The organism is Methylobacterium indicum (assembly GCF_001043895.1).
GTDB classification, from domain to species: domain Bacteria; phylum Pseudomonadota; class Alphaproteobacteria; order Rhizobiales; family Beijerinckiaceae; genus Methylobacterium; species Methylobacterium indicum.
Genome location: NZ_JTHF01000048.1, coordinates 1 through 12210, shown reverse-complemented (window position 1 = coordinate 12210; position 12210 = coordinate 1). Strand labels below are relative to the sequence as shown.

The window sequence follows — 12210 nt, the reverse complement described above, 5'->3', positions numbered from 1 at the left end:
TCCCTGGCGCGCGCCCGGGACGTGGTGGCGGTCCTCGACCGCGAGGGACTGAGCCGGCGCCGGCGCATCACCCGGCCGCTCGCCCTCGCGACGCTGGCGGCCCTGGAAGGCACCGGGGACGACGAGATCGAGGAGCCGGAAGACGAGACGTGACCCTGCGCCGGACGGGCTCTTGACGGCCCGGATCCGGCGTCCTTCACGCAAATGTCAAACTGTCCTGTCACCGGGAAGGGCTGGAGGCCCTGACCCGGCATCCCTTCAAGGAGGTCCCATCGTGTCGGATACCGCTGCCGGAACCAGTGCCATCCCGGTCCTCGACGAGACCGAGGCGACGCCGGAGACGGTGGCGGATGGCCGCCGCGACGAGGCCGGCCCGGCCGGGGCGGCCGCGCAGGAAGGCCCCGAGCAAGGGAATGCGGACAAGGAGAGCGACGGGAAGGGCCCGACCCAGGAGGCGGCGCGGCGCGCCAAGGCCGAGGCGGTCGAGGCCGGCCGGGCCCTGCGCCACGAGCCGGGCCGCTACGTAAACCGCGAATTGTCCTGGCTGCAGTTCAACCGCCGGGTGCTCGAAGAGGCCTCGAATACCGGGCACCCGCTGCTGGAGCAGCTGCGCTTCCTCTCGATCTCGGCCAACAACCTCGACGAGTTCTTCATGGTCCGGGTCGCCGGCCTGCACGACCAGGTCCGCGCCGGCCTCACAGCGCCGTCCGCCGACGGCCTGTCGCCGGCCGAGCAGCTCGCCCGCATCGACGCCGAGGTCACCGGGCTCGCCGGCGACCAGCAGCGGCGCTGGAGCGAGTTGCGCGGGGAGCTGCACCACAACGGCATCGACCTCGTCGAGGCGATGGACCTCTCGGCGGAAGAGGCCGCCTGGCTCGAGGACTACTTCCTCCAGCACATCTTCCCGGTGCTGACGCCGCTCGCCATCGATCCGGCCCATCCCTTTCCGTTCATCCCGAATCTCGGCTCGACCATCGCGCTCACCCTGGTGCGGCCGCGGGACGCCCGGGCGCTGCGGGCGCTGATCCGCCTGCCCTCGATCATCGACCGCTTCGTGCGCCTGCCCGATCTCGGCCAGACCGGCACCGCCCGGTTCATCGCCATCGAGCAGGTGATCGTGCTGTTCACGAGCCGCCTCTTCCCGGGCTACCTCGTCAAGGGCCAGGGCGGCTTCCGGGTCGTGCGCGATTCCGACCTCGAGATCGAGGAGGAGGCCGAGGATCTGGTGCGCCACTTCGAGACGGCGCTGAAGCAGCGCCGCCGCGGCGTGGTGATCCGGCTCGAGGTCGTCGCCACCATGCCGGAGGACCTGCGCACCTTCGTGGCCGACGAACTGGAGATCGCGTCCGACGCCGTGTTCGTGGTCGAGGGGATGCTCGCCCTCAACGAACTCTCGCAGATCGTCGGGATCGACCGGCCGGACCTGAAGTTCAAGCCCTACAACCCGCGCTTCCCCGAGCGCATCCGCGAGAGCGGCGGCGATTGCTTCGCGGCGATCCGCCAGAAGGACTTCATCGTCCACCACCCCTACGAGTCGTTCGACTCGGTGGTGCAGTTCCTGTCGCAGGCCGCCCGCGACCCGAACGTGGTGGCGATCAAGCAGACGCTCTACCGCACCTCGTCCAACTCCCCCATCGTCGCGGCGCTCGCCGAGGCCGCGGAGGCCGGCAAGTCGGTGACGGCGCTCGTCGAATTGAAGGCACGTTTCGACGAGGAAGCCAACATCCGCTGGGCCCGCAACCTCGAGAAGGCCGGCGCGCAGGTCGTCTTCGGCTTCATCGAGCTGAAGACCCACGCCAAGCTCTCGATGGTGGTGCGCCGCGAGGGCGACCGCCTGGTGAGCTACTGCCACGTCGGCACCGGCAACTACCACCCGATCACGGCGCGCATCTACACCGACCTGTCGTTCTTCACCGCCGACCCGGTGATCGGCCGCGACGTGTCGCGGATCTTCAACTTCATCACCGGCTATGCCGAACCGGCGGAACTGGAGCGGATGGCGGTCTCGCCGCTGACCCTGAAGGCACGGCTCCTCGCGCACATCGCCGAGGAGATCGAGCACGCCAAGGCGGGGCGGCCGGCGGCGATCTGGATCAAGTGCAACTCCCTCGTCGACACCCAGATCATCGACGCGCTCTACGACGCCAGCGAGGCCGGCGTGCCGGTGGACTGCATCGTGCGCGGCATCTGCTGCCTGCGGCCGGGCGTGCCCGGCCTGTCGGAGAACATCCGGGTCAAGTCGATCGTCGGGCGCTTCCTGGAGCACGGCCGGGTCTACGCCTTCGGCAACGGCGCCGGGCTGCCCCACCCCAAGGCCCGGGTCTACATCTCGTCGGCCGACCTCATGAGCCGCAACCTCGATCGCCGGGTGGAGGCGATGCTGCCGATCCTCAACCCGACCGTGCACCAGCAGGTGCTCGACCAGATCATGATGGCGAATCTCCTCGACAACCAGCAGAGCTGGCGTGTACTGGCGTCGGGTGCGAGCGAGCGGATCGAGCCCGCCGAGGGCGAGGAGCCCTTCAACGCGCACAAGTATTTCATGACCAACCCGAGCCTGTCGGGGCGCGGGAAGGCATCGAAGAAATCGAGTCCGCGCGCGCTCAGCCGGCGCGCCCAGCGCGCCTGACGCGGCGGCCGGGGCCGGTCCCCGGGGCCATCCGTCCGGCGGCGCTCCCGTCATGAGGACCTGGATGGGCCTGGATCAGACCGCCCTCAACGAAGCCGCGCTCGCCCGGATCGAGCCCGGCGCCCCCGTCGCGATCATCGACATCGGCTCGAACTCCGTCCGGCTGGTCGCCTATTCGGGCATCAGCCGGGCGCCGACGCCGCTCTACAACGAGAAGGTCCTGTGCGGCCTCGGCCGCAACGTGCTGACCACCGGCCGCCTCAACGAGGAGGCGGTGCGCCGCGCCCTCCAGGCGCTCGCCCGCTTCCGGGTGCTGTGCGAGGCGATGCATGTCGGCCAGGTCTTCGTGCTGGCCACCGCCGCGGCCCGCGACGCCGAGAACGGCCCGGCCTTCCTCGAGGCGGCCGAGGCCGCCTGCGGCCACCCGATCGAGCTTCTCTCGGGGCGGCGCGAGGCAGAGCTGTCGGCCTACGGCATCATCTCGGGCTTCCATGCCCCGGACGGCGTGGTCGGCGATCTCGGCGGCGGCAGCCTCGAACTCGTCGACCTGCGCGGCTCGGCCGTCGGCAGCGGCGTGACCATGCCGCTCGGCGGCCTCGCGCTCCAGGACCTCAGCGGCGGCTCGCTCAAGAAGGCCCGCAAGATCGCCGCCGAGGCGCTCAAGAAGGCCGGCCCGCAGCTCGACACGCTGAAGGGCCGCACCTTCTACGCCGTCGGCGGCACCTGGCGGGCGCTCGCCCGCCTGCATCAGGCGGCGCGGGATTACCGCCTGCACGTCATGCACGGCTACTCGATCGAGCCGAACGACGAGCTGTCGTTCCTGCAGGTCGTCGAGCAATCCGACGCCGCGACGCTCGCCGCCGTCGAGAGCGTGTCCGAGGCACGCCGGCCGCTGCTGGCCTACGGGGCGGTGGTGCTCGAAGAGGTGATCCGCTCCGGGCGCCCGCGCGAGATCGCGATCTCGGCGACCGGCGTGCGCGAGGGGCTGCTCTACGAAAAACTCGACGACGCGGCGCGGGCCCGCGACCCGCTGCTGCTCGCCGCCGCCGAACTCAACCGCCTGCGCTGCCGCAGCCCCGGCCACGGCCCCGAATTGCAGGCCTGGACCGACGCCTTCATGGCGAGCCTGTCGACGCCGGAGACCGCCGACGAGCGCCGGCTTCGCCACGCCGCCTGTCTCCTCGCCGATGTCGGCTGGCGCACGCACCCGGATTACCGCGGCGAGCAGAGCCTCAACGTCATCGCCCACGCCTCCTTCGTCGGCATCGACCATCCGGGCCGGGCCTACCTCGCCGTGGCGGTGTTCTTCCGTCACGAAGGCGTCTCTCCCGAGAAGGCGAGCCCGCTGCTGCGTCAGCTCGCCGGCCCGCGGCTGTTCGAGCAGGCGCGGCTGCTCGGTGCGGTCCTGCGCGTCGCCTTCCCGGTCTCGGTGGCGATGGAGGGCATCCTGCCGCGCACGCCGCTCGCGATGCGCGACGGCGCGATCGTCCTCACCCTGCCGCAGGATCTGAAGGACCTCGCCAGCGACCGCCTGTCGAACCGCCTGCGCGGCCTTGGCCGGCTGCTCGGCGTCGAGGCGCGGATCGAGATCGCGGCGTGACGCCGGCGTCCGGGCGGGAGACCGCCCGGATCCCGCCTCACCCGGCGAGGAGCGGCACCTGCCCGGCCTCGCGGGGCAGCGCGCCGGTGAGGCGCGGATCGGGCGCCACCTCGATCGCGCGCGCGTAGGGACGGAAGCCCGAGCGCTGGTAGAACGCCACCGCGCCCGGATGGTCGAGGGTGCAGGTATGGACCCAGAACCGGCCGATCGGGCGCGCGAAGGCCCGGCGGATCGCCTCGTCCATCAGACGCCGGCCGCGCCCGCTGCCGACCGCCTCCGGGACGAGGCCGAAATAGGCGAGGTTCACCTCGCCGGGCGTCCTCCGGTCGAGTTCGAGGAGGCCGATGTCGCGCCCGCCCTCGGTCAGCGCCAGGGCCTCCACCGCCGGGTCGCCGAGGATCGCCGTCAGGGCCTCGTCCGTCATGCCGGCGCGGCCGAACCACAGCCAGGGCGTGCCGATCGCCGCGTAGAGGGCCCGGTAGCGGGCGAGATCGGCGCCGATGGGGGCGAGCGGCAGCGGCTCCGGCGACGGACGGGCCGGCGGCGCCGTCATCTCCAGGTAGGTCACCACGGCGGCGACGTGGGTCGGCGGGATCGGGGTGTAGCCGTCGAGGCGCAGGCGGAGGTCGTCGGTCGGGGCGTCGCTCACGGCGGGGGGCGTCTCCTGTGGCGGATGCCGGGAGGGGGCAGGTCCGTTTCCCTTGTGTCAAGCTTTGTCGTGCGACGCTGGCACAGGGCAGCGATTCGCTCCGGCGAGGCTGGGCGAAGCGGGCTCGGCCGTTAGGTGTCCTGACGGCTCGGTCGCGGCCCCTGGCGGCGGACCGCCCATCGCATCGTCGAGAGAGGCACGGGCATGCACGAGGCACAGGCGCGGGATCGACGCCGCTTCACCGTCGTCACCGAGCCCCAAGCCCGGATCACGCACCGCCTGATCGAGCGCCGCGACGGGCCGGCCCTCGAATGGATCGAGGCCGAGCCGGCGGGCGAGCCCCGCGGCGCCCCCCTGCTCTTCGTCCACGGCGCCTTCGGCGGCGCCTGGATGTTCGAGGAGATCTTTCTGCCCCATCTCGCCCGGCGCGGTCGCCGCGCCGCCGCGGTGAGCCTGCGCGGCCACGGCCGCAGCCAGGGCGGGCGGGCTTTGCGCGACGCCACCCTGTCCGACTACCTCGCCGACCTGACCCTGGCGCTGTCGCAATGGGGCGAGCCGCCGGTGCTCGTCGGGCATTCCCTCGGCGGGCTGCTGGCCCAGCGCCTGCTCGGCCGGGTGCCCCTGCGCGGCCTCGTCCTGATGGCCTCGCTGCCGCCGGAGGGGCTCGGCGTGGTCGGCCCGCGCATCGCCATGACCGATGCGGGGTTCTGGGTCGAGGCGCTGGCCGGCTCGCTGCTGCCCGGGCGCGAGCCCGCGGTGGCCCTCGCCCGGCACTGGCTGTTCTCGGAAGGGCTCCCGCTGGAGCGGGCCCAGAACTACGCCGCCCGGATGTCGGCCGAGAGCCCGGTGGCGCTCGCCGAGGCGCATTGGCCGATGCTGCCGCTCTCGGCGGCCTTCACCGGGGTGCCGGCCCTCGTGCTCGGCGGCGCCGACGACCGCATGATCTGGCCGGCGACGACCTGGCGCACCGCGCTCTACCACGGGGCCGAGCACCGCACCGTGCCGGGCATCGCCCACTTCCTGCAGCTCGATCTCGGCTCGGAGGGCGTCGCCCGCCTGCTCCTCGACTGGCTCGACGCAAGCGGCGTGTGACAGCGTCCGCGCTGCCGAAACACGGCCCGGCTCCGCCTCGGGACCGGCACGAAACCGTCACGATCCCATGAAAGGAGGAGCCGCCGACGCGGGGCCGTCCTTGCGGTCCTCCGCAGGGTCGGGCAGAAGCGCGCGCGAGAACGGGGACGCGACGGGACCGCGATGAAGAAGATCAAGGATTTCATCTGGCCGGTCATCGGCCTCGGGGCCGTCGTGGTCTCCGTCTATCTGTTGTGGCACCTGCTGAAGGGCCTGTCCTTCGCCGACGTGAAGGCAAGCCTCGCGGCGATCCCGCCGCACCGCTACGCTCTCGCCGTCCTCTCGACCCTGGTCGCCTACGGCGCGCTCGCCTGGTACGACCGGATCGCGCTGCTGCATCTCGGCGTGAAGGGCATCTCCTGGCTCTTCGTCTCGGTCTGCTCCTTCACCACCTACGCGCTGTCGCACAATATCGGCGCCTCGGTATTTTCCGGCGCGGTGGTGCGCTACCGCGCCTACACCTCGAAGGGCCTCTCTACCGCCCAGGTGGCGGTCCTGGTGGCGCTCTGCTCCTTCACCTTCGGCCTCGGCACGGCGTTCCTCGGCGGCCTGGTGCTGGTGCTCGAGCCGGAGCTGCTTCAGCGCGTGGCGAGCCTCCTGCCGCCGGTACTCGCGAGCCCGACCACCGCCCGCCTCGTCGGCTTCGGCCTGCTCGGCTTCGTGGCGCTCTACGTCATCGGCTCGATCCTGCATTTCCGGCCGCTGCACATCCGCTCGTTCAAGATCGAGTATCCGCGCCCCAACATCATGGCCCGGCAGCTGGTCGCCGCGCCGCTCGAATTGCTGGGCGCCGCCGGCATCATCTACTTCGCCCTGCCGGAAGTCGGGAATCCGGGCTTCCTCGTGGTGCTCGCCGTCTTCCTCGCTTCGTTCTCGGTGGCGCTGGTTTCCAACGCGCCGGGCGGCATCGGGGTGTTCGAGCTCGTCTTCATCACGGCGATGCCGGATCTTCCGAAGACCGACGTACTCGCCGCCGTCCTGATCTTCCGCCTGTTCTACCTGCTGGTGCCCTTCGCGCTGGCGATCGGCGTGGTGCTGCTGTTCGAGCGCGGCCGCCTCGCCGACGCCCTGCGCAGCAAGGCGAAGTCTCCGGCGACCGTGCCGCCGCCGCCGGTCGACGGTCCCGGCGTCACCCCGGACCTGCGCGACGTGCAGGGGCGCGACCTGAAGGTGCGCAAGGCGGTATGACCCGCACCCGCCTGCGCCGCGCCGGGCTCGGTCTTCGCACCCTGCTCGGCCTGCCGGCGGGCGGCTTCCTGATCCCGTACCGGCATGCCGGTGCGGCGCGGGCGGAGGGCTACCCGGCTCTCCGCCCGCTCTTCATCGAGGCCGAGCCGGCATTCCGTGCCGTGCTGGCCGAGATCGAGGCGCATGCGCCGGACCTCGCCCGCATCGCGCGAGGCGGCCCCGGCCTCGTCGGCGAGCGGCCGGCCCGCTTCACCCAGGACTGGTTCCCCCGCCTCGACGCGGCCGCCGCCTACGCCCTGGTGCGGGGCGAGCGGCCCCGTCGCATCGTCGAGATCGGCTCGGGCCACTCGACCCGCTTCCTCGCGCAAGCCGTCCGCGACGGCGGCCTCTCGACCGCGATCACCTGCATCGATCCGGCGCCCCGGGCACCGCTGACGGGTCTCGGCCTGCGCCACGAGGCGCGGCTGTTCGGGCGGGCGGATGCGGAGGAGGCGGCCGCACTCGAACCCGGCGACATCCTGTTCGTCGATTCGAGCCACGTCGCGATGCCGGGCACCGACGTCGACCGGCTGGTCCTCGACGTCCTGCCGCGCCTGCGCTCCGGCGCGATCGTGCACCTGCACGACATCTTCCTGCCCGACGCCTACCCGGCCTCCTGGGCCTGGCGCGGCTACAACGAGCAATTGCTGGTCGGCGCGCTGCTCCAGGGCGGCGCCTACGCCCCGCTCTTCGCCAGCCGCTACGTCGTCGCCCAGACCGGATGGGCCCTCGACGGCATCCTCGCCCGCCTGCCCCTGCCGGCCGGCGCGTTCGAGACCAGCCTGTGGCTGCGCAAGCGCTGAAGGATGTGGATTGCCGGGATCGCTCGAATGCCGCCGATCGGATGGAGCGGCGCCTTAACGGTTGCCTGTGACCATGCCGTCCGTCGGATAAAGGAGGCGGGGCGATGCGTGCGGGTCTGATACTCGGGCTGACCGCCCTCGGGATCCTCGCGGCGACGATGCCGGCCGAGGCCAAGGGCCGGCGCGGCGGCGGCTTCTCCTTCATCGGCCGCAGTCACGCCGCTCCGGCGGCGGCCCCCGCGGCCGCCGAGGCGCCGCGCCTGCGCACGGCCTCCGCGGACGGGCCGGAGCCGATGACGACCGGCACCACCGCGCCGCCTGCTCCGCGCGTGGCCGCCCCGGCCCCCGCCCCGAACCCCGTGCCGGCGAAGCCGTGGTGCACCACCGGTCGGATCTTCGGCTCGGGCGCCGGCTTCTGCGCGATCAACTGACGATTCGCCCAAAGCTCACACCGCAGCCGCCCCTCCCCGCACGGCGGAAACGCCCTGCGCCACCGCCGACGCGACGGACAGCCCGGCAAGCGCCGCCATCGCCACCGCTTCCGCCACACCTTCCGCCCCTGCGGCCCCGATGCCGAGCGCCCGGCTGCCGAGGAGCCAGGCCAGGAAGGCGATCTGGCAGGCGGTGTTGAGCTTGCCGACGAGAAGCGGCGGGGTCGCGAGGGGCCTGCCGGCGAGCCGGGCGAGACCGGCGGCGAGCACCACCAGGGCGTCGCGGGCGATCAGCACGGCCGGGAACCAGGCCGGCACGAGGCCGGCGAGCGTCAGGCTCACCAGTACCGCGAGCATCAGGGCCTTGTCGGCGAGCGGATCGAGGATCGCCCCGAGGCGGGTCGCCAGGGCGTAGCGGCGGGCGAGGAACCCGTCGATCCCGTCCGAGATCCCCGCGAGGGCGAAGAGCAGGAAGGCGGCGCCCCAGGCCTCGCGGGCGATCGCCGCGACGACGACCGGCACGAGCGCGAGCCGCGCCGCGGTGATCAGGTTCGGCAGCGCGCGAAACAGGACCGTCGGCAGCGTCATGGCTCCTCCGTGATTCCTCCGGGCTGCCCCGACTCGCGGTCGCGGGCAAGAGCGGCTAAGAGCATCCGCAATAGCGGACGGATGAGGCGAAGGGTCGAGGGATGACGACGGGCGAGCGCCAGAACGGGATGACCTACGCGGAGGCGGGCGTCGACATCGATGCCGGCAACGCCATGGTCGAGGCGATCAAGCCCCTGGTGCGGGCGACCCGCCGGCCGGGAGCGGATGCGGAGATCGGCGGCTTCGGCGGCCTGTTCGACCTGAAGGCGGCGGGCTTCAAGGACCCGATCCTGGTCGCGGCCAACGACGGCGTCGGCACCAAGGTCAAGATCGCGATCGAGACCGGGCGCCACGCGACGATCGGCATCGACCTCGTGGCGATGTGCGTCAACGACATCATCGTGCAGGGCGCCGAGCCGCTGTTCTTCCTCGACTACTACGCCACCGGCAAGCTGGTGCCGGGCGTGGGGGCCGACATCGTCAAGGGCATCGCCGAGGGCTGCCGCCAGGCCGGCTGCGCGCTGATCGGCGGCGAGACCGCCGAGATGCCGGGCCTCTACGACGGGTCCGACTACGACCTCGCCGGCTTCTCGGTCGGTGCGGCGGAGCGCGGCGCGCTGCTGCCGGTGGCCGGCATCGCGCCCGGCGACGTGGTGCTGGGCCTGCCCTCCTCGGGCGTGCACTCGAACGGGTTCTCGCTGGTGCGCCGGATCGTGGCCGCCTCCGGCCTCGGCTACGATGCGCCGGCGCCGTTCGCGGCGGGCAAGACCCTCGGCGAGGCTTTGCTCGAGCCGACCCGCATCTACGTCAAGCCGCTGCTGGCGGCCCTCAAGGCGACCGGCCACGGCGCCATCAAGGCGCTGGCCCACATCACCGGCGGCGGCTTTCCCGACAACCTGCCCCGCGTCCTGCCGGACGGCGTCGGCATCGCGCTGGACCTCGACGCCGTGAGCGTGCCGCCGGTGTTCGGCTGGCTCGCCCGCCAGGGCAACGTCGCCGAGGCCGAGATGCTGCGCACCTTCAACTGCGGCATCGGCATGGTGGTGGTGGTCGATCCGGCCCGGGCCGAGGCGGTGAGCGCGGCCCTCGTCGCCGCCGGCGAGGCGCCGGTCCGGCTCGGAGAGATCACCGCGCGGGGCGAGAGCCCGGTGACCTATTCGGGACGCCTCGCCCTATGAGCCGTCGCGCCAAGATCGCGATCCTGATCTCCGGCCGCGGCTCCAACATGGTGTCGCTGCTGGAGGCTGCGCAGTCGCCCGACTACCCGGCCGAGATCGTCCTCGTCGCCTCGAACCGGCCGGACGCGCCCGGCCTCGCCCGGGCGGCGGAAGCCGGCCTCGCCACCGAGGCGGTCGACCACCGCGCCTTTTCCGACCGGGCCGCCTTCGAGCGGGCGCTCGACGCGGCGCTCCGCCGCCACGGCGTCGAGTTCCTGGTGCTCGCCGGCTTCATGCGGGTGCTGACGCCCTGGTTCGTCGAGGCCTGGGCCGGGCGGATGCTCAACATCCATCCGTCCCTGCTGCCGCTGTTTCGCGGCACCCACACCCACGCCCAGGCGCTCGCCGCCGGGGTCAGGGTCCATGGCTGCACGGTGCATTTCGTGGTGCCGGAGCTCGATGCCGGCCCGATCGTCGCCCAGGCCGCCGTGCCGGTGCTGCCCGACGACGACGAGCATGCCTTGAGCGCCCGGGTGCTGGTGCAGGAGCACCGGCTCTACCCGGCGGCCCTCGCCCTGGTGGCGAGCGGGCGGGCGCGCCTCGATGGCAACCGGGTGGTGTTCGCACAAGGGGCCGGGGCTGCCGAGGGCGCGCTGGTGGCTCCGAACATCGCCTGACCGAGCCTTCGCCCGACCGAGCCTTCGCCCGGCACGGCGACGCACGGTCCCCGGACGGGATCGTAAACCTTCCGAGCCAGGATTGCGGAGCCCGGCGCGGTCTGTCACCGGGCATGCGCGATCCCCCCGAATCCGGGCCGTCCAGGCCCGGACGCGTCTCGTCTCCCACGGGTCTTGCCTCCCACGGGTCTTGCCTCCCAGGATCTTGCCTCCCATGTCCCGAGCGTCTCGTCTTCTCGGCTGGCTGATCCTGGCCGCCATCACGGTGGCGACCGTCGCGCCGATCGGCTACCGGCCGGTCAGCGGCGCACCGGTCTCGGTCGAGCGGTTCGGCGCCTTCGCGCTGCTCGGCTTCCTGTTCGCGCTCGGCTATCCGCGCCACCGCTGGCGGGTGCTGCTCCTGACGGTCGCGGCGGCCGGCGCCCTCGAGGCGTTCCAGTTGCTCGAGCCGTCCCGGCACGGCCGGATCGCCGATTTCATGGTGAAGGTCGTCGGCTGCGGCTTCGGCTCGGCGGCGTCGCTGGCTGCCGGGCTGGTGTGGCCCCGGCTGAATCCCCGCAGCGAAGCATGAGGGGCGGCGCCCGGAAGGCGCCGCGATCGTTCAGTTGATGCTGTAGGCGCGCTCGATGACGACGCCGCAGCTCTCGGCGAGGCTGAACGCCATGTCGCGGCTGAGGCCGAAGATCAGCGGCGTCTCGCCACGATAGAGCGTGTAGCGGCCGTCGGGCCGCACGGTGATGCGAACCGGGTCCTGCATCTGATGCTTCCTCCGATGTCCGGCCTCTCGTGACGGGGCCGGATCACGGCCGTCGATCCTAAGCCGATTCGGCCCGGGCGCGAAGGGGCTCGGAGCGGAGTCCGCCCGGTGGGATCACGGCTCTTCCCGTCGCGGGCCCCCACGGGGCACCTCCGCGCCGATCGACTGGCGCCACTCGGCGAGGAAGCGGGCGCGCTTCGCCCGGTCCTGCACCGCGAGCAGCACCGGCCCGACGGTGATCGGCCGCAGGATGCCGGCGGTGGCGAAGCTCGGCGGGCCCTCGACGCCGGGCGGCAGCGGACCGGTGCGGTCGAAGAAGAACGCCTCCTCGCGGGAGACCCTCTGGCCGCGGGCCGACAGCAGGTAGTCCACGAACGCGAAGGCGTCGCCCACGGCGCGGGCGGTGACCGGCACCAGGACGGCGCGGCTGAGCACCAGGGTGTAGTCCCGCGGCACGACGAGGCCGATCCGGGCGCCCCGCCGCATCGCCCGGTAGACGTAGGAGCCGAGCAGGTTGTAGCCGATGGCGAGGCGCCCGGATCGGCCTCGTCGTGCCGCGGG

13 protein-coding genes are annotated in these 12210 nt (G+C 72.6%); 9 read left to right on the top strand and 4 right to left on the bottom strand.

The features are described from left to right. Nucleotides 1-274: 274 nt before the first annotated feature. Nucleotides 275-2629: an RNA degradosome polyphosphate kinase gene (locus tag QR78_RS06290; protein ID WP_420865489.1), complete on the top strand. Its 2355-nt coding sequence runs from the start codon at nt 275-277 to the stop codon at nt 2627-2629. A gap of 64 nt (nt 2630-2693) precedes the next feature. Next, nucleotides 2694-4229: an exopolyphosphatase gene (gene ppx, locus QR78_RS06285; protein WP_048426652.1), complete on the top strand. Its 1536-nt coding sequence runs from the start codon at nt 2694-2696 to the stop codon at nt 4227-4229. Between the two features lie 37 nt (nt 4230-4266). On the opposite strand, the gene QR78_RS06280 is transcribed toward ppx, so the two are convergent. Beyond that, on the bottom strand, nt 4267-4878 hold the full coding sequence (locus QR78_RS06280; protein WP_244276489.1) for a GNAT family N-acetyltransferase: 612 nt from the start codon (nt 4876-4878) through the stop codon (nt 4267-4269). 204 nt (nt 4879-5082) lie between these two features. On the opposite strand from QR78_RS06280, the gene QR78_RS06275 reads away from it, so the two are divergent. From QR78_RS06275 to QR78_RS06260, 4 genes are all read left to right on the top strand, one after another. Beyond that, complete coding sequence (locus QR78_RS06275) at nt 5083-5970, top strand: alpha/beta hydrolase (RefSeq protein ID WP_048426651.1); 888 nt, start codon at nt 5083-5085, stop codon at nt 5968-5970. Nucleotides 5971-6132: 162 nt separating this feature from the next. Further along, entirely contained in the window at nt 6133-7197 is a 1065-nt protein-coding gene (locus QR78_RS06270; RefSeq protein WP_048426650.1) for a lysylphosphatidylglycerol synthase domain-containing protein, read from the top strand. Continuing rightward, nucleotides 7194-8039, top strand: a complete 846-nt coding sequence (locus QR78_RS06265; protein WP_048426649.1) for a class I SAM-dependent methyltransferase — start codon at nt 7194-7196, stop codon at nt 8037-8039. Before QR78_RS06270 ends, QR78_RS06265 begins: the two co-directional genes overlap by 4 nt. A 104-nt stretch (nt 8040-8143) precedes the next feature. Beyond that, complete coding sequence (locus QR78_RS06260) at nt 8144-8470, top strand: hypothetical protein (protein ID WP_048426648.1); 327 nt, start codon at nt 8144-8146, stop codon at nt 8468-8470. Between the two features lie 15 nt (nt 8471-8485). On the opposite strand, the gene QR78_RS06255 is transcribed toward QR78_RS06260, so the two are convergent. After that, on the bottom strand, nt 8486-9058 hold the full coding sequence (locus tag QR78_RS06255) for a CDP-alcohol phosphatidyltransferase family protein (protein WP_048426647.1): 573 nt from the start codon (nt 9056-9058) through the stop codon (nt 8486-8488). Nucleotides 9059-9159: 101 nt separating this feature from the next. Here QR78_RS06255 and purM point away from each other — a divergent pair, with 101 nt between their 5' ends. From purM to QR78_RS06240, 3 genes are all read left to right on the top strand, one after another. Beyond that, nucleotides 9160-10236 (top strand): phosphoribosylformylglycinamidine cyclo-ligase, encoded by a 1077-nt coding sequence (gene purM / locus QR78_RS06250; protein ID WP_048426646.1) that lies wholly within the window; start codon nt 9160-9162, stop codon nt 10234-10236. Then, on the top strand, nt 10233-10892 hold the full coding sequence (gene purN, locus QR78_RS06245) for a phosphoribosylglycinamide formyltransferase (RefSeq protein WP_048426645.1): 660 nt from the start codon (nt 10233-10235) through the stop codon (nt 10890-10892). Before purM ends, purN begins: the two co-directional genes overlap by 4 nt. Before the next feature lie 214 nt (nt 10893-11106). Next, entirely contained in the window at nt 11107-11463 is a 357-nt protein-coding gene (locus QR78_RS06240; RefSeq protein WP_048426644.1) for a VanZ family protein, read from the top strand. A 30-nt stretch (nt 11464-11493) separates the two neighbouring features. Here QR78_RS06240 and QR78_RS35445 read toward each other — a convergent pair whose 3' ends face one another. Together QR78_RS35445 and QR78_RS06235 are read right to left on the bottom strand one after the other, a co-directional pair. After that, complete coding sequence (locus QR78_RS35445; RefSeq protein WP_165602118.1) at nt 11494-11649, bottom strand: hypothetical protein; 156 nt, start codon at nt 11647-11649, stop codon at nt 11494-11496. A gap of 114 nt (nt 11650-11763) precedes the next feature. Beyond that, on the bottom strand, nt 11764-12210 hold a 447-nt coding region (locus tag QR78_RS06235; RefSeq protein WP_048426643.1), incomplete at its 5' end, for an ABC transporter substrate-binding protein.